The 17,005-nt window shown below is 69.6% G+C and carries 15 protein-coding genes and 2 pseudogenes; 3 read left to right on the forward strand and 14 right to left on the reverse strand.

Translation table 11 applies throughout. The annotated features are described in order from the left end of the window. Window positions 1-198: 198 nt before the first annotated feature. Genes FGW37_RS00775 through FGW37_RS00780 form a run of 3 tightly spaced genes read right to left on the reverse strand, consistent with a single transcriptional unit; the run spans window position 199 to window position 2,282 of the window. The gene (locus FGW37_RS00775) at window positions 199-624 is read right to left on the reverse strand and encodes an NUDIX domain-containing protein (RefSeq protein ID WP_246430705.1); all 426 of its coding nucleotides are present in this window, start codon (window positions 622-624) and stop codon (window positions 199-201) included. Then, window positions 527-1,282 (reverse strand): ABC transporter ATP-binding protein, encoded by a 756-nt coding sequence (locus tag FGW37_RS33070; protein WP_246430192.1) that lies wholly within the window; start codon window positions 1,280-1,282, stop codon window positions 527-529. Before FGW37_RS33070 ends, FGW37_RS00775 begins: the two co-directional genes overlap by 98 nt. Window positions 1,283-1,319: 37 nt before the next feature. Continuing rightward, window positions 1,320-2,282 carry a helix-turn-helix transcriptional regulator gene (locus tag FGW37_RS00780; protein WP_179079253.1) on the reverse strand — a complete coding sequence of 321 codons (963 nt, stop codon included), beginning with the start codon at window positions 2,280-2,282 and terminating at the stop codon, window positions 1,320-1,322. A 62-nt stretch (window positions 2,283-2,344) separates the two neighbouring features. Between FGW37_RS00780 and FGW37_RS00785 the strand changes: the two genes are divergently transcribed. Continuing rightward, complete coding sequence (locus tag FGW37_RS00785) at window positions 2,345-3,619, forward strand: epoxide hydrolase family protein (protein WP_179079254.1); 1,275 nt, start codon at window positions 2,345-2,347, stop codon at window positions 3,617-3,619. 82 nt (window positions 3,620-3,701) lie between these two features. Here the strand turns inward: FGW37_RS00785 and htpG are convergent, their stop codons facing one another. The 5 genes and pseudogenes from htpG to FGW37_RS00810 form a co-directional block, all read right to left on the reverse strand. Then, window positions 3,702-5,612 (reverse strand): molecular chaperone HtpG, encoded by a 1,911-nt coding sequence (gene htpG, locus FGW37_RS00790; protein ID WP_179079255.1) that lies wholly within the window; start codon window positions 5,610-5,612, stop codon window positions 3,702-3,704. 258 nt (window positions 5,613-5,870) lie between these two features. Then, a pseudogene (locus FGW37_RS00795) lies at window positions 5,871-7,053 on the reverse strand (RNA polymerase sigma factor). Window positions 7,054-7,061: 8 nt separating this feature from the next. Next, window positions 7,062-7,469: a YciI family protein gene (locus tag FGW37_RS00800; RefSeq protein ID WP_179079256.1), complete on the reverse strand. Its 408-nt coding sequence runs from the start codon at window positions 7,467-7,469 to the stop codon at window positions 7,062-7,064. Between the two features lie 97 nt (window positions 7,470-7,566). Continuing rightward, the gene (locus tag FGW37_RS00805) at window positions 7,567-8,646 is read right to left on the reverse strand and encodes a PP2C family protein-serine/threonine phosphatase (RefSeq protein WP_343066961.1); all 1,080 of its coding nucleotides are present in this window, start codon (window positions 8,644-8,646) and stop codon (window positions 7,567-7,569) included. 224 nt (window positions 8,647-8,870) lie between these two features. Beyond that, a complete protein-coding gene (locus FGW37_RS00810) occupies window positions 8,871-9,857 on the reverse strand; it encodes an aldo/keto reductase (RefSeq protein WP_179079258.1) in 987 nt (328 codons plus the stop codon). Window positions 9,858-10,445: 588 nt separating this feature from the next. On the opposite strand from FGW37_RS00810, the gene FGW37_RS00815 reads away from it, so the two are divergent. Next, entirely contained in the window at window positions 10,446-11,081 is a 636-nt protein-coding gene (locus FGW37_RS00815) for a transposase (RefSeq protein WP_425506470.1), read from the forward strand. 53 nt (window positions 11,082-11,134) lie between these two features. Here the strand turns inward: FGW37_RS00815 and FGW37_RS00820 are convergent, their stop codons facing one another. The 4 genes and pseudogenes from FGW37_RS00820 to FGW37_RS00835 all read right to left on the reverse strand — a co-directional run bounded on the left by FGW37_RS00820 (window position 11,135) and on the right by FGW37_RS00835 (window position 13,772). Continuing rightward, a complete protein-coding gene (locus tag FGW37_RS00820; protein ID WP_179079259.1) occupies window positions 11,135-11,620 on the reverse strand; it encodes a GNAT family N-acetyltransferase in 486 nt (161 codons plus the stop codon). A 201-nt stretch (window positions 11,621-11,821) separates the two neighbouring features. Continuing rightward, the gene (locus FGW37_RS00825; RefSeq protein ID WP_179079260.1) at window positions 11,822-12,310 is read right to left on the reverse strand and encodes a hypothetical protein; all 489 of its coding nucleotides are present in this window, start codon (window positions 12,308-12,310) and stop codon (window positions 11,822-11,824) included. Window positions 12,311-12,479: 169 nt separating this feature from the next. Continuing rightward, window positions 12,480-12,566 (reverse strand): annotated as a pseudogene (locus tag FGW37_RS00830) (dihydrofolate reductase family protein); the annotation flags it as partial. A 126-nt stretch (window positions 12,567-12,692) separates the two neighbouring features. After that, window positions 12,693-13,772 carry a hypothetical protein gene (locus FGW37_RS00835; protein ID WP_179079261.1) on the reverse strand — a complete coding sequence of 360 codons (1,080 nt, stop codon included), beginning with the start codon at window positions 13,770-13,772 and terminating at the stop codon, window positions 12,693-12,695. A gap of 249 nt (window positions 13,773-14,021) precedes the next feature. Between FGW37_RS00835 and FGW37_RS00840 the strand changes: the two genes are divergently transcribed. Further along, window positions 14,022-15,260, forward strand: coding sequence for a HEAT repeat domain-containing protein (locus tag FGW37_RS00840; protein ID WP_179079262.1), 1,239 nt, complete (start codon window positions 14,022-14,024; stop codon window positions 15,258-15,260). 156 nt (window positions 15,261-15,416) lie between these two features. On the opposite strand, the gene FGW37_RS00845 is transcribed toward FGW37_RS00840, so the two are convergent. Next, complete coding sequence (locus FGW37_RS00845) at window positions 15,417-15,983, reverse strand: hypothetical protein (RefSeq protein WP_179079263.1); 567 nt, start codon at window positions 15,981-15,983, stop codon at window positions 15,417-15,419. A gap of 246 nt (window positions 15,984-16,229) precedes the next feature. Beyond that, window positions 16,230-16,880, reverse strand: a complete 651-nt coding sequence (locus FGW37_RS00850) for a DUF1707 SHOCT-like domain-containing protein (RefSeq protein ID WP_179079264.1) — start codon at window positions 16,878-16,880, stop codon at window positions 16,230-16,232. Between the last annotated feature and the right edge of the window lie 125 nt (window positions 16,881-17,005).

Genomic DNA, 17,005 nt, shown 5'->3' on the forward strand with positions numbered 1-17,005 from the left:
GGAGGAGCCCGGCCGAACGGCATGACGGCGCCACCGCCGTACCGGCGCCGTACCGGCGTACCGGCGTACCGGCTGACACCCGAGCGCACAGCGGCCCGTTACTCTTCGAAGTACCCGCCCGGGAGCTGCCATCCGCTCCCCGCTGGTACGGGTCCTGCCACGGCGTGACCGCGGCCGGCCCGTATCACTCGCCGGCGTTCAGACGACATCTCCTGCGTAGACGCCCGGCCTGCCCCGCTTCTGCCCCAGGGCGATGAGCTCGGGCAGCCGCTCGTCGAACCACAGGGGCAGGAACCGCAGACCGGTGAGCTTGTCCACCGGCATCCACTCTGCGCTGACCTGCACCGTGTCCGGCTCGGTGCCGCCGAGGACTTCGGGCTCGTCGACGAGGTCGCACCAGAACAGCATCTCCACGCGGTGGCTGCGGCTGCGGGGGAAGGGCCCGTCCGGGTGGTTGGTGGGGATGTTTTCGCGGACGAGGAGGAGTTCTGCGGCCCGGACGCGGACGCCGGTCTCCTCCCAGACCTCACGCTCGACGCACGCAGGCAGGGTCTCCCCCGGTTCCTGGCCGCCGCCCGGCAGCCAGTAGGTGTCCGGCTGCGGCCAGTTCCCGCGCAGGAGCAGTACGTGCCCGTCGCGGACGACGAGCCCGTTGGCCGAGTTCCGGATCTTCATGCGCATCCCCCTCGCTGGTGCGGGACCTTCGTCGTCCCGGTGGTCGTGGTGGCGTACCGCCGTCGCCGGTCAGCTTGTGCAGCGACTCGAACATCTCGATCTCCGCCCGAGGGTCCAGCGCGGGCCACGCCTGTACGTTCCGGGACAGCAGGGCGACCTTGCCCGGCGGAATCGTCAGCGACACCTCGCGCAGCGCGTCCTTCTCCGCGCCCGGGTACGGGTACCGGATGACCAGGACGCGCCCGGCGCCGTGGACACGCAGCTCCGGCGTCGCGTCGGCCGGCGTGATCGGGTAGGTCAGGACGTCCACGGCCCGCGCGTGGTCGATCCACGCGTGCCGGGAGGCGTACGCCCGCCGCATGACGACGACCGCGCCCCGCCAGCGGGGTGCCGCGATCAGCGCGAGCGCGCCGACGACGAACACGCGCAGCGAGGCGAAGACAGCGAGGGCGCGGGGGGCCTCGCGCCAGGCGATGCGGGCGATCACGGCGAGCATGACGAGCATGACGAGGAACTGCTTGGCCATGGACCAAACACTCATGCGCAGCAGCGGGTCCGCGTACTCGGCGCGCTTGGCGATCTGCAGGGCGGCGGTGTCCTCGTGCACCGCCTAGTTGAATGCGGCACCCGCACGAAATGGGGACCTATAGCTCGCGTACGGCATTCAGGCAGCGGGCGCCCTGGGTGCGCAGAGCGTCGGCGAGTTCGGGTGGGGCGTCGGTGAGGGTGAAGTCCGCGTCGACCGAGGTGATCATCCATGCGAGGTCACGGGGGGTGTCGGCGCCCAGGTGCAGCAGACAGCTGTGATCGTCGACGGGTTCGACGGCGCCCATGCCGGGCCAGACGCGGTCGGTGACCGCTGCGGCGGGCTCGTGCAGGGTGACGGTGGCCTGGAAGGCCCACGTCCGCGACGACAACTGGCGGGTCAGATAGGTCGCCACGTCGCCGTCGGGGAGTTCGCGAGGGGTGAACTGCGGGCCGGTCGGAGGGCGTGGGGTGAGCCGGTCGATACGGAAGGTGCGCCAGTCGGTGCGTTCGGTGTCCCAGGCGACCAGGTACCAGCGGTGGTCGAAGCTGACCAGGCTGTGCGGCTCGACCGAGCGGATGCTGTGGCCGCGACGGGGGCTTGTGTAGTCGAAGCGCAGCCGCTCCCGTCGGCGGCACGCCTCGGCGATGACCATGAGCGTGTCCGCGGAGACCTTGGGTGCCGGGACCTCGCCGGCCCGGACGGTAGCGGTCTGCAGGGTGTTCACCCGGTGGCGCAGCCGGGACGGCAGCACCTGCTCCAGCTTGGTGAGTGCGCGCAGGGAGAACTCCTCGATCCCGGTGACCGAGCCGCCCGCCGCGGTGCGAAGCCCGATCGCTACGGCGATGGCCTCATCGTCGTCGAGCAGCAGCGGGGGCAGCTTGGCCCCGGCGCCGAGCCGGTAGCCGGCGGTGCCCTGAGTGGCGTGCACCGGGTAGCCGAGCTCACGCAGCCGTTCCACATCGCGGCGCAGGGTGCGCCGGCTGACCGCGAGGCGTTCGGCGAGCTCGGCGCCGGACCAGTCGCGATGGGTCTGCAGCAGGGAGAGCAGCTTCAGCAGCCGCCCTGAAGTCTTCAGCATCACTCAAGACTGCCGGAAGCTTAGGACGGAAACTGACCTCAGCCGGCACTAGCTTCGCCACCATGACGAACGCGACACCCGATATCCGCCCCTTCCGTATCGACATCCCGCAGTCCCACCTCGACGATCTCCACTCCCGCCTGGTCGCCACCCGCTGGCCGGACGAGCTGCCCGGGGTCGGCTGGAGCCGCGGCGTTCCGGTGGCGTATCTGAAGGACCTGGCCGAGTACTGGCGCACCGCCTACGACTGGCGCGCGCACGAGGCGGAGCTCAACGAGCACCCGCAGTACATGACCGCCGTCGATGGGCAGAACATCCACTTCCTGCACGTCCGCTCCCCCGAGCCCGACGCCACGCCGCTGATGCTGCTGCACGGCTGGCCGGGCTCGGTGGTGGATTTCCTGGATGTCATCGGCCCCTTGTCCGATCCCCGCGCGCACGGCGGTGATCCGGCCGACGCCTTCCATCTGGTCGTCCCCTCGCTGCCGGGGTTCGCGTTCTCCACCCCGCTGGCCGGGCCGGGTATGGGCGCGGCAACGATGGCCGGGGCGCTCACCCGGCTGATGTCCCGCCTCGGCTACGCGCGCTACGGTGTCCAGGGCTACGACACCGGGTCATGGGTCGCCCCCGAGATGGGCAGGCGAGCCCCCGATCACGTCATCGGCATCCACGTCAATGCGATGATCACGTTCCCGGTCGGCGCGGACGGCGAGATGGACGACTTCACCGCAGTCGAACAACGACGCTGGCAGGCCATGCAGAACTTCAACGACGGCTACCTGCAGTGCAACTCCAAACGGCCGCAGACGGTGGCCTACGCTCTCACCGACTCCCCTGTCGGCCAGCTGGCCTGGATGGTGGAGAAGTTCAAGGAGCTCACCGACCCGGAAGACGCTCTGCCCGAGGACAGCATCGACCGGGACCGCATCCTGACCGAGGTCTCGTTGTACTGGCTGACCGGCACCGCTGCATCAGCCGCCCAGATCTACTACGAGGAGATCTCCGCGAACGCCTGGAGCGAGGCTGCGGCCGCCGACTGGAGCACCCACTCCGATGCCGAGAGCACGCAAGACCCCGGCCGGGGCAGTGGCCGGGACGACTGGGGCAGCGGCCGGGACGACTGGGCGGCCGACCTGCGCGGGACGGTACCCACCGCCGTACTGGTCTCCACCCACGACGTGACCATCCGCCGCTGGGCCGAACGCGACCACAATGTCGTGCGATGGACCGAACTCGACCGCGGTGGCCACTTCCTCGCGATGGAAGCCGCGGACCTGCTCGTCAGCGACGTCCGCGAGTTCTTCAGCAGAGCCACTGAGAGAGAATTCCGCAGGTAGCCGTCGTGGTACTGGAGCGTAGGCGGCCTGACCCCCACCTTTGGGGCAGGCCGCCTACACCTGGCGGATCCGGGTTACAGTGTTACAGCGCGCGTTCCAGACGCTCCGCCATCAGCTTGACGAACCGGGCCGGTTCCTTCGGCTGACCGCCCTCGGCGAGCACCGCCAGGCCGTGCAGGAGCTCGGCGGTCTCGGCGAGCGCCGTGCGGTCCTCGCGCTCGTTGTACGCCTGGTTGAGGCCCTTCACCAGCCGGTGGTCCGGGTTGATCTCCAGGATCCGCTTGGCGCGGGGCACCTCCTGGCCCATCGCACGGTACATGTTCTCCAGAGCCGGGGTCAGGTCGTGCGCATCGGAGACGACGCAGGCGGGAGAGACGGTGAGGCGGGAGGACAGGCGCACCTCCTTGATGTCCCCGTCCAGCTGCTCCTTCATCCAGCCGAGCAGTCCGGCGTACTCCTCGGTCTGCTTCTCCCGCTCGCCGTCGGAGGTGCCCTCGTCCTCGCCGTCGAGGTCGATCCGGCCCTTGGCGACGGACCGCAGCTTCTTGCCCTCGTACTCGCCGACGGCGTCGGCCCACACCTCGTCGACGGGATCGGTGAGCAGCAGCACCTCGATGCCCCGGTCCCGGAACGCCTCCATGTGCGGGGAGTTCTCGATGCTCTGCCGGGACTCGCCGGTCAGGTAGTAGATGTCGTCCTGCCCGTCCTTCATCCGTTCCACGTACTGCTTGAGCGTGGTCGGCTCGGTGTCGTGGTGCGTGCTCGCGAACGACGCGACGGAGAGGAGGACGTCGCGGTTCTCCGAGTCGGTGACCAGTCCCTCCTTCAGGACGGTGCCGAACTCCCGCCAGAACGTGGCGTAGCGGTCCTGGTCCTTGGTCATCATCTCCTTGACCGTGGACAGGACCTTCTTCGTCAGCCGTCGCCGCATCATCTCGATGTGACGGTCCTGCTGGAGGATTTCGCGCGACACGTTGAGCGAGAGGTCGGCCGCGTCGACGACGCCCTTGACGAAGCGGAGGTACGGCGGCAGCAGCGCTTCGCAGTCGTCCATGATGAACACGCGCTTGACGTAGAGCTGCACGCCGCGCTTGGAGTCCCGCGCGAACAGGTCGTGGGGTGCGTGGGCGGGGAGGAACAGCAGGGCCTGGTACTCGAAGGTGCCTTCCGCCTGGAGCCGGATCGTCTCCAGCGGGTCGCGCCAGTCGTGGCCGATGTGCTTGTACAGCTCGTGGTACTCGTCGTCGGTCACCTCGCCGCGCGGGCGAGCCCACAGCGCCTTCATGGAGTTGAGCGTCTCGGGTTCGGGTGCCTCGTCGCTCTCGTCGGCTGTGGCCGAGTCCTCGGGCACCATCCGGATGGGCCAGGTGATGAAGTCCGAGTACCGCTTGATGATCTCCCTGATCTTCCACGGGGAGGTGTAGTCGTGGAGCTGGTTCTCCGGGTCGGCCGGCTTGAGGTGAAGCGTGACCGAGGTGCCCTGCGGCGCGTCGTCGACCGTCTCCAGGGTGTACGTGCCCTCGCCGCGCGAGGTCCAGCGGGTGCCCCGGCTCTCGCCGGCGCGCCGGGTCATCAGGGTGACTTCGTCCGCCACCATGAAGCCGGCGTAGAACCCGACGCCGAACTGGCCGATGAGTCCTTCGGCTCCGGCCGCGTCCTTGGCCTCCTGAAGCTCCTGGAGGAACTTGGCGGTGCCCGAGTTGGCGATCGTGCCGATGAGCCGCCCGACCTCGTCGTACGACATGCCGATGCCGTTGTCCTGCACGGTGAGGGTGCGGGCGTCTCCGTCGATGTCGATTTCGATGTGCAGGTCGGACACGTCGGCGTCGAGCGAGTCGTCCCAGAGCTTCTCGAGGCGCAGCTTGTCCAGCGCGTCGGAGGCATTGGAGACAAGCTCCCGCAAGAAGACGTCTTTGTTCGAGTAGACCGAGTGGATCATCAGCTGCAGCAGCTGACGGGCCTCTACCTGAAACTCAAAGGTTTCAGTCGACATGTTCGCGAATACCTCACAGGTCCTGTCGCCAGATCTGACGGAAGCCACTGTAAAACACCATGTCAGGGCAGTGGCCGGGATGTGGCGGCAGTGGCTGGTTCCGCGCCGTGCGCCTGCCCGGGGGACCCGGCGCCGCGGGCCCGCGCGGGGCACTCACCGTCTCGGCGCCCTTCGGTGACGTGGTGCTGGACGAGAGCGACCACCGCGTCCACCCGCTGAGCCGCGCCCAGTGCCGCGGGAAAGCCCGAGCGCGATCCGTCAGCGGCGTCGGCGGGCGTTGAGCCGGGCGGCCTGGCGGATCAGGTGGTCGCGTTCGGCGAGGTCGGGTGCCTTGGGGGCCGCCTCGGCGTACAGCCGTGCCGCCGTCGCCAGGTCGCCGTTGCGCTCGTGGAGGTAGGCCGCGACGGCGGTGTGGCGGGGCAGCGAGTCGTCCAGCGCCGCGAGCGCCGCCAGGCCGGCGCGCGGTCCGTGGGCCTCGCCGACGGCGACCGCGCGGTTGAGCCGGACGACGGGGCTGTCGGTCAGGCGCGTGAGCTCGTCGTACCACTCGACGATCTGCACCCAGTCGGTCTCCTCGGCGGTGGGAGCGTCGGCATGGAGGGCGGCGATGGCGGCCTGGGCCTGGTACTCGCCCAGCCGGTCGCGGGCGAGGGCGAGGGCCGCCTGCAGGAACTTGACGCCCTCGGCGATCGACTCGGTGTCCCACCGGCCGCGGTCCTGCTCGGCGAGCGGCACCAGGCTGCCGTCGGGCGCAGTCCGGGCGGCGCGCCGGGCGTGGTGGAGGAGCATGAGGGCGAGCAGCCCCGCCACCTCGGAGTGGTCGACCTGGGCCGCGAGCTGCCGGGTGAGGCGGATGGCCTCGGCGGCGAGGTCGACGTCGCCGGAGTAGCCCTCGTTGAAGACCAGGTACAGGACACGCAGCACGGTGGCGACATCGCCGGGCCGGTCGAACCGTGCTCGGCCACGATGCGTTTGGCCCGGCTGATGCTCCCCCATAGCCTGAACGGCATGGGGGGACCCCCATCGCCATGGTCGCCTCGGGCACCAGGTAGGCCTGGGCGATCTGGCGGGTGGTCAGCCCGCCGACGGCGCGCAGGGTGAGCGCGACGGCGGACGACGGCGTCAGGGACGGGTGGGCGCACAGGAAGTAGAGCTGGAGCGTGTCGTCCTCCGCGGGCGCGGGCCCGGGTGCCGGCTCCTCTTCGGCCCGGTCCTCACGCCGGCGGCGGGCGGCGTCCGCGCGGGTCGCGTCGAGGAACCGGCGCCAGGCGACGGTGATCAGCCAGCCCTTCGCATCCCGCGGCGGTTCGGCCGGCCAGACGCGGACCGCTTCGACCAGGGCGTCCTGCACGGCGTCCTCGGCCGCCGCGAAGTCGGCTCCGCGGCGGCCGAGGGCGGCGATCACGCTCGGAGTGAGGCTGCGGAGCAGGGCCTCGTCCATCGGTGACGTCATTCCGTGATGGTGGGCGGCGCGGTCAGGAACGGGCGCACCTCCAGCCACTCGTGGATCGGCTTGCCGCCGGCCCCCGGCGCGGCGGACAGTTCCCCGGCCAGTTCGACGGCGCGCTCGTAGCTGTCGACGTCGATGATCATCCAGCCGGCGATGAGGTCTTTCGTCTCGGCGAACGGGCCGTCGGTGACCGGCGGGCGTCCCTCACCGTCGTAGCGGACCCACGCCCCCTCGGGAGCGAGCGCCTGACCGTCGACGAACTCGCCGGACTTCTCGAGCCGGGCCGCGAAGTCGTTCATGTACTGCACGTGCGCCGAGATCTCTTCCGGAGTCCACTGGTCCATAGGCACGTCGTTGACCGGAGCCGGGGCGCCGCGGTAGTGCTTGAGCAGCAAGTACTTGGCCATCGTGATTCTCCTCGGTGCTGGTGCGACCCGCCCATTGTGGTCGCGTTCACTGCTGGGACGGAGCCGGTCACGGATTCGCGACATCGCCGTCCGAGTTTCAGTCGGCGACTGCCTCGATGTGATGGCCGATGTCCTTGCTCCTTTCGACCCTTTCGACGAGAAGCATCGCCACGTCGTCCGCCAGGCTGCCCCCGGTGTGCCGGAGCAGCCCCTGGTGCAGATGGTCGAGGAACTCCTGCGGGGTGGGGTCCGGGTGGACCGCTTCCATGGCTTCAGCCACAGGGAAAAAGTCGCTGTCGCGGTTACGGGCTTCGATCACGCCGTCGGTGTACAGCAGGAGGCGGTCGCCGGGGGTGAACGGGAAGGTCTCCGTCTCGGAGAGCCCGATGACGACGTCCTCGAGCCCCAGCGGTGGCTGCGGGGAGGCGGGCGTAAGCATCCGGGCCTCGCCCCGGTGCAGCACCAGCGGAGGCGGGTGGCCGCGGTTGACCACGTCGACGACGGGTCCGTCCGGCACCTGGGCCACGAGCGCGGTGACGAAGCCCTCGACCAGAGATTCCTCGGCGAAGGCGCCCGGTACGGCGCTTTCCCGCCTCAGCGAGGCCATGCAGTGGTCCATGACCTCGGCGAGGTCGTGTTCGTAGTGCGCGGCCTCCCGGAAAGCGCCCAGCACGGCCGCGGCCGCGCGCACGGCGGGCAGCCCCTTGCCCCGGACGTCCCCCACGAGCAGCCGGACCCCGTACCGGGTCTGCACGGCTTCGTACAGGTCGCCGCCGATCTGTGCGCCCTTCTCGGCCGCGAGGTACATGCTGGCCGCCCGGAGCGGGCCCAGCCGGTCGGGTACGGGCCGGAGGATGACCTCCTGCGCCGCGGCGGCGATGCGGCGGACCTGGTCGAGCTCGTGTCGCCTGCGCGTACGTACGGCGCTGCTCGTCGTGATGCTCGCCGCGGACACCAGGAAGAGAGCGAGGAAATTGGTGTAGACCTGCTGGCTGCCCCACGCCTGGTTGTACGTCGCCGTGCACACGCTGACGACCGTGGCGACGGCCGCCGCGGCGACGGTGCCCCTGGGGCCCATCGTGACCGCGGCCAGCGCCGGCGTCGCGGTCAGCAGAGGGCCGGTGTACAGGAAGTGCGCGGGTGAGAACTCGATGGCGATCACGATCAGGGTGAGCACGAAGGGCAGGCATTGCCCCAGCGTGAACAGTCCCCTGCTGTGGGTGCCCGTTCCTGGTCGAGGGGATGAGCGGAAGAGCCACCGCATGTCTACAGGCTCCCCCGTGGAGCCTCAGCGGTCCACTTACGCAGCGCGTCGCCTCGAGAAGCGCCCGGCATGGCCTCTCTGCGTGGCGCAATTAATGCGCCACGCAGATATTCTGCTTTTCGGCAGCCGCGGCGGGCTCAGTTGTTGACGAAGGTGAGGCTGGTCGCGTCGTAGCGGGTGCCCGCGATCCGCTCGGGCGGGGCGGCGGCCTCGATGGCGGCGAGGTCTTCGGGGGTCAGCTCGATGGCGAGGGCTGCGAGGTTCTCCTCCAGGTAGCGCTGTCGCCGGGTGCCGGGGATCGGCACCACGTCCTCGCCCCGGTGCTGCACCCAGGCCAGCGCGAGCTGCCCGGCGGTGACGCCCTTCTCCGCGGCCAGCTCGTTCAGCTTGGCGACGATCGCCAGGTTCCGTTCGAGGTTGCCGTCGGCGAAACGCGGCTGGGAGCGCCGCATGTCCGCCTCGTCCAGACCCTCGACCGAGTTGTAGCGGCCGGTCAGGAAGCCGCGCCCGAGCGGGGAGAACGGGACCAGGCCGATGCCGAGTTCGCGGCAGACCGGGGCGATCTCCGCCTCCAGGTCGCGCGTCCACAGCGACCACTCGCTCTGCAGCGCGGCGATCGGATGCACCGCGTGGGCCCGCCGGATGGTGTGTGTGCCGGCCTCGGACAGGCCGAGGTGGCGGACCTTTCCGGCCCGCACCAGCTCGGCCATGGCGCCGACGGTCTCCTCGATGGGCACCTGCGGATCGACCCGGTGCTGGTAGTAGAGGTCGATGTGGTCGACCCCGAGCCGGCGCAGCGACGCCTCGCAGGCCTGTCGCACGTAGGCGGCGTCGCCGCGGACACGGGTGGGCTCGCCGAGACGGTTCGCGAAGCCGAACTTCGTGGCCAGCACCACCTCGTCGCGGCGCCCGGCGACGGCCCGTCCGATGAGCTCCTCGTTGTGCCCGGCGCCGTAGTAGTCGGAGGTGTCCCAGAAGGTCACCCCGAGGTCGAGGGCATGCTGCAGCGTCGCGATCGACTGCGCGTCGTCCGTCGCACCGTAGCCGTGGCTCATGCCCATGCACCCCAGACCCTGCGCGGAGACCGCCAGTTCACCGAGGTGGCGGGTGGGGACGTTGTTCATGGTGTTGCCTCCTGAGCTCTGAACCATCTGCCCAGGAAGCTAGGCGTTAGAGCGCACTCCATGTCAACCAGCCATGAACGACACCACCCCACACAAGAGGGCATACGTCGCTCATGGCACCGTGACCGTTACTGCTTACTGCCGTACATCTCTACCTCCGCCTGACTCGCCGGACGGTCCCTCGTACTGTGATCGGGAAGGTTCGCCGGGTTGGTGTTCGCGCCGGGTACCACTGGCCGGTTGGATGTGACGACACATCCGCTCGGACGCATGGAGGCGCGGTGGCAGCGCCGGTCAAGGTCCGCAGACTCACCGGCCAAGAGGGACAGTGGCTGCAGCAGATCGTCCGCCGGGGCAGCACCAGCACGGTGCGGTACCGCCGCGCGATGATGATCCTGGCCTCCGCCGGCGGGAACCGCGTGTCGGTGATCGCTCGCTGGTCCATCCGCAAACTCGCCGCCTACCTGCGTCGCGGCCACAGCCGGGTGATCCGCATCGGCCGCGAAGCCCTGCGGTGCCTGCTCGCCCGCCGCGGGATCACCTTCCAGCGCACCAAGACCTGGAAGGAGTCCACCGACCCCGACCGCGATGCCAAGCTGGATCGGATCGAGTACGTCATCGAGCACTTCCCCGACCGCGCCTTCGCCTTCGCCTTCGACGAGTTCGGCCCGCTGGGGGCATCTGTCCCACCGGCGGGTCCTGCAGGGCCGTCCCGACCGGCTGCCGGCGACCTACCGCCGCACCCGTGGCGTCACCTACTTCCACGGCTGTTACTCGATCAGCGACGACACCCTGTGGGGCGTCAACCGCCGCCGCAAAGGCACGGCAAACACCCTGGCGGCGCTGAAGTCGATCCGGGCAGCCCGCCTGGACGGTGCCCCGATCTATGTGGTCCTCGACAACCTCTCCGCCCACCAGGGAGCCAAGATCCAGCAGAGGGCGAAGAAGAGCAAGGTCGAGCTGTGCTTCACCCCGACCAACGCCTCCTGGGCCAACCCGATCGAGGCGCACTTCGGCCGGCTGCGGCAGTTCACCATCGCCAACTCCGAGCACCCCAACCACACCGTGCAATCCCGGGCCCTGCACCACTACCTGCGGTGGCGCAACGCGAATGCCCACTACCCCGACGTCCTGGCCGCTCAACGCCGCGAACGCGCCCGCATCCGCATCTGCATCGAGAAAGGCATCCGCTGGGGCGGACGCGCACTTGCCGCTGCGGCCTGACCACCGCGCCGACTCCGCGGTCGCAGCTCAGCGTTCTGCCGCGAACCTTCCCATCAAGCAGGTAGAACCCGGCGGGCAGGGACCTCGAAGACGAGCTCGAGACCCTCCTCCTCATCCCACTGCTCTCCAACCTCAACGAAGCCGAAGCCCGAGATCGTGGCCAGGGATGCCACGTTGTCGGGGCTGATCGTCGCCCGCACGGTCGTGACAGAGGTTTCGGCTGCTGTCCGGCGAAGCAACTCGATCAGCGCGGATCGGGCATATCCCTGGCGACGGAAGTCGGGAGCGATGGAGTAGCCGATCTCGACCATGCCGACCTCATCAGGCGGTCCGTGGAACCCGGCATGTCCGACGACGAGCCCCTTTTCGCCGACGACCGCTTGCCGCACCATCCATCGCGCACGGCCGGGATCGGCGGTCATCTGGTCGAGCCGGAACTGCCACAGCCACCGTGCTCTGTCGGTCACGAAGTACTCGGTCAGCAAAACCCCGGCCATCCTGCTGGCCCCGGACAGGTCTCCATCGAGCAAAGCGGCCATCGTCCTCCCGGACAGCTCAACAAAACGCACACATTTCGGGCTCCGCGTGAGCGGTCTCTGATGATCGGCCCCATCTGTCACCTGCGGATGCTCACCGACCAACCCGAAGGGTGTCCAACGATTTCGGAGCAGTCCTGCAAGCGGCCCGCAGCATCATCCACCACCGCAACCCCACCCCGGTGAAAGTTCCCGGTCACAGCACTAGCCGCAGGAGCGGGGGCGGTGGTCGGCCACCGACGCGTTGCAGAGCGTGGGCTCTTCCACGTCCTCGGTAGTGAAGACGAAGATGGCACCCGAGGCGGGGACACGGATCGCGCACTGGTCATCGCAAGTCAGCGGCGCGTAGTCGTCCCAGGAACAGCCGGTCTCGCTCAGCGCCCGCACGACTTCCCTGTGCGTGGGATATCCGGGAAACGACTCCGCCCGGCCCGGCTCCCGCGACGGCCATTGCATCGTGGCCTGGTCCGTCTGGACGACGATCGACTCGATCACCTGGCAGTGGGCGTGGCAGGTGGCGATCTCCAGGCATCCGTACGCGTACAGATAAGGCAGCCCGTCGGCTCCGGTCGAGGAGCCTTCCGCCCACGGGGGTCCCAACTCCCTGGTGACGTCCCTGAGCTGGGCGCCTACGCGGACCGCGCCAATGCGGCCGGTCCGGGCGAAGGGTACGAGGATGTCCAAAACATGCATACGGTGCAGGCTTTCATGGCGATATCCGCCTGGTCCAAATGCCGTGCTGACGCGCCGCCGGCCCAGCAGACGGGCCCAACTGCCACAGCCCTTGCTGCCCGGCAGGGCATCGGGGCGCGCCGGCGCGGGCATCCAGGGTCGTCAGGCGACGGGCGGGGCGCCGTCGAATGCCGTGCACGATGATCGGGCTGCCCTCGGTCTCCTTCAGGGCGGCGGCGTCGAGTGAGCGCAGATTCGTGGTCTCGCCCCGGTTCGACGCTCGCCGCCCGGGCACCTCCACGACGCCGTCGAGGGAGATGAAGACGACGAGCGGTGCAAAACCAGCCTCACCCGTGCCGCGGCATCGCGATGTAGCCGGGCTCCGTGATCCGAACGAAAACGGCTAGGGGTTCTCCTGCAAGGTGAGGCCGTAGTAGTAGATGTGGTAGTCCCCCACCTGCTGCGCGTGATCGGTCAGGCTGAGGTCCTTCGGGGAGGAGACGCCCAGGTCACGCAAGGTGTCGACCATCATGCGGGCCAGTCGGCGGCCGTCCACCTCGCCGATGCCGAAGTCCCCCGAGTGGTAGGGGGCCTCGTGCCAGTGGTCCAGGGCGGCCGGGCGGGTGGCCTGCGGGATCCAGCCAAAAGAGCTCGGATCGGTGACGCCCTCTCCGAGTCGCTCCGGGTCGTAGATGATCTCCAGTTGTTCGCCGCAGAGGAGGCTGAACAGGATCGGGCCATAGGTGCCGGGCACCAGAGCGTGGAAGCCGAAGTCCAGCTCGATGCCGAGAGCGTGGGTCTCGGCGGGGAGAGTGTCGAGGAAGTCGCCGAGGGTGTGGGAGAAGACGTCCCAGTCGTCGGTGCGCCAGCGGCCGGGGTAGCCCAGGCCCGCGTTGGCGGGGTCACGGTTGCTGCCGAAGAACCCGCCGAGGGCGTAGTGCTCGCCGTGCCCCTGCCGCCAGAGCCAGTTCTCCACCGGATCGGTCGGCTGGAGCAGCAGTTCGGGGCCGTGCTCGCCGGCGTGCAGCTCCAGCGTGTTCTCCCGTTCACGCCAGCGGAGGAACGGGCTGCCCCACAGCGGGGCGGAGTCGTAGAACGGACCGGGGTCGCCGTAGGCACCCATGATGTGGGCGGGGCCGAACTCTTGCGTCAGCACCTCGGCAACCGTCCGGAAGGCCGCGGCCTTCCCCGCGGCGCCGCCCTCCGGCAGGGCGACGGGCACATACAGCCCGACGTACTCCTCGCCGTCGTGCACGTAGTCCTTCTCGAAGCGGTCCACCGGGCGGAGCCGGGGCGTCCAGCGCGGGGACGTGTCCGGCTGCGTACCCGTGACCAGCCGCGGTCCCGCGGCGCCCTCCTGCCACTGCCAGCCGAGGCCTTCCACCACTGCCCGCAGCGCCGACCCTCTCCAGCCGCCGGTCTCCGCTCCCCTCAGCCGTCGTGCCAGCTCCACTACACGCGCCTTGTCCCAGGCCCCCGTCATCCCGAACTCCTTGTGCCGTTCCTTGTTCGTGCGACAGACCTTGTCATACGGCACTGACAAGAGCTCACTTGCGGGCCACCTGGTGCCCAGGCATCGATGCTCGCCCGGACCGTCCACGGCTCGGTCCATGACCGTGACCTCGCCCGCCGCCCGTAACCTGCTGCGGCGGGAACACTCGTACCTCATCCCCCGTCCCTTATCCTCATCCCTCATCTCTCATCCCCGAAAGGCTCCTCCACCTCTGTGCGCATGCCCTCCCCCGAACACCCGCTCCTCACCGCCGTCCGCAACGGCGACACCAAGGCAGTGGCCGCCCTGCTCCACGAGGACTACGGCACCACTCACGCGCGCGGCCCGCTCGTCGCAGCCGCCCTGCGCCTGGCCGCGGGTGCCCTCGACCACCAGGTCCTCGATGCTCTGCTGAAGCTGGCCGATCTCGACGCGCTGGACCTGGACGGCATCGACGCCGACGGCCGTACGCCCCTGCTGCGCGCCGTCGACCGCGGCGCCCACGACATCGCCACCGCCCTGCACTTCGCCGGGGCCGACCCCCGGGTCACGGACCGCGAGGGTCGCGACGCCCTCGCACTGGCCCGCCACTGGCACACGACCGGCACCGGAGCGGGGGTCTACCGGCGGACCGTGCGCGACGGCAACGGCGAGATCTGCCGCGAGCTGGTGATCGGCGAGCAGACCGTCCGCGACGGCCACACCGCGATCCTCACCCACCTGGAACGGTGCTCCGGAATCGCCACGCCCTTCGCCGAACTGCTGGACCGCGCCATGGCCGAGCCCGAGGTCGACCACCCGGTGTGGGGAGAGGCCGTCGTCGCGACCGCCGGACGCAAGGGCCCGGCACTGCCGCCCGTCTGGGACGCCGCAGCCGCTCTTCGGCACCACCCCGATCCGCTGGCGCGCTACTTCGGCGCGGACGTGCTGCGCTGCATCAACCTCTACGACGAAAGCGGTGAGGACGAGGAACCGCCCTTCGACATCCCTCTCGTCGACCTCTTCCTCCCCTGGGTGGAGCAGGAGGAGGATCCCCGCGTGATGCGACCTCTGGCCGCCGGACTGGCCGACGCGATGGACCCCCGCGCCGAGGGTCCGCTGCCCGCCCTCACCCGTTATCCCGACGCCCAGGTCCGCTCCTGGGCGGTCGGCGGCCTGCACTGGCAGGTCCAGCAGGCGAACGCCGACGCCCTGGCCGCCGTCCTGGCCTGCACCCGGGACACGGACGCCCACGTCCGGGAAAGCGCCTGCCGGGCCCTCCTCCGGGCCCGGGCCGACGACCCCGCCCCCTGCGACGCCCTGGCCGCCTGCCTCTCCGACTCTGAGGAGGCCGTACGGGTCACCGCCGCGGTGCAACTGGCCCTGCGCGACGACCACCGCGGTGACGCGCTGCTGGACGCCCTCGACGGCACCATCGACGAGACGTCGCCGTACTACTGGCCGCTCCACGACGTGTGGCGGCGCCGCCGGGAATGGTGAGCCGGGGCCAGTGAGGAGCCGCCAAGGGGCAGCCCCGCAGGGCGTCCGCGCCGACCCGCTCTCCGGCGCCAAGCGGCTTCGCAAACGGACGTCCTTCGGTGCCGTCGGCCGGAGCCGGCGGCACCGGGGCACCACAGGGGGTGCGGGCGCCCTGTCCTACCGCGGTGCCTTGACCAGCTTGAACTCCATCACCTTAAGGTCATCGCCCCCGTACACGTCCTGCCAGTAGAGCGTCTTGTCTCTGGGGAAGGTGGGGGACGCCGCGAGGTACTGGTAGGTACCGTCCCACCGTGTCTTGAGGCGGAATGCGTCCCCACTGGGTTCCAGCATCCAGGGATTCTGCCGACAGCTGTCCATCAGGGCGACCCAGCGGCGGTAGGTGTGGCAGACCATGGTGGCAGTGCCCCGGCGCTGCAGGCGTATCTGATACCCCTCGCCCCATGTGGTGTTGGTGTCCTTCTCGAAGACGACGGGTGTTCCGCGGTCCCCCGCCCGTTCCGTGTAGTGGACCAAGTCCCCGTATTCACTGGCTCTTCCGACCGTGATGCCCCGGTCGAGCTTCGTGGCCACCAGGTAGTACGGAACGCCGGGCTCCACGGGGCCGGACTGGGCGCCGTCGGTGGCGTGTGCTGCCGAGGAGGGGACGGATACTGCTGCAAAAGCGAGTAACCCGGCCAGGGCGGACAACCGGACTTTCCAGAGACTTCTTCGAGCGTGCTTCATGGGCTTGCTCTCCCTTCGGGCTTCAACGGCTTCCGGCGTGTCGCGGGGAGCGGGATGCACTCCCGGTCGCCCCCGTCACGATCCGTCGCTCATGCTCCCTAACAACAGGCCTGAACGGGAAGGGTTTTCGTCAACCGGTCACAGGTTCACAGGCCGCAGGGTCGCAGGTCACAGGTCGCAGGTCGCAGGTCGCAGGTCGCAGATCACACGTCGTGGCGACCGTCTCCGGCGGAGGCCGGTCCTCCGTCAGCCCGTCAACGGGCGGTTGCCTGCTGCTCGAGGCTTGCGTCGAAGCCACTGCCGAGGCGTGCCGCGCGGGGGCCGGGCCACGATGTCACCACCGGTCGACCTGCCGGCCAACACCACGCGCAGTCGTACGGGAGCCTCCGGGTCGGTGTCCGGGCGGACCTTGATCTCGCCGCGGCTGTAGGTGACGTCGTCGGCATCGACCAAGACCCCCGGTCCGGTGACCAGGGTCAGATTTCCGCCGATGCGCAGATCGACCTCGATGTGCAGGATGTCGTGGGTGATCACGGCCTCGGTGAAGTCGAGCTTCAGGTCACTGAACATCAGCCGGATCTCCATCCGGTGCGGAACCAGCCAGCGACCGGTGCGCTTGCCTTCGCCGAAGCGCTGGTCGATCCGGATCACCTCGCGGGCCTGCCGCGGCATCCCTTCAAGTGGCAGATCGGCGGTCAGCACCGCAAGATCGGAGGCGGTCCGTGCCGCCATAGCCGCTTCGACGCGCTCGTCCAGCTCGGCGATCGTCAACCGGCCGTCACCGGCCGCGACCCGGAGGATCTCCACGGCCTGATCCCGGTCTCGATGAGAAACCCGCTGCTCGGACACATGACGACGGAGTGAAGAATCAGTTGCTTTGGAGAGATCGCCTGCCATGGCTTCAGTCTGCTGACAGCCTCAGGAGACCGGCAACATCCGACCGGGGAAATGGGGGATTACCCCGACGGATCTCAGGGAGGCGGGTTCACCGATGCCAGGGTCAGCCCCGGCCCGGCGGGCCT

This window comes from Streptomyces rectiverticillatus (assembly GCF_013394065.1).
Classification (GTDB): Bacteria; Actinomycetota; Actinomycetes; order Streptomycetales; family Streptomycetaceae; genus Streptomyces; species Streptomyces rectiverticillatus.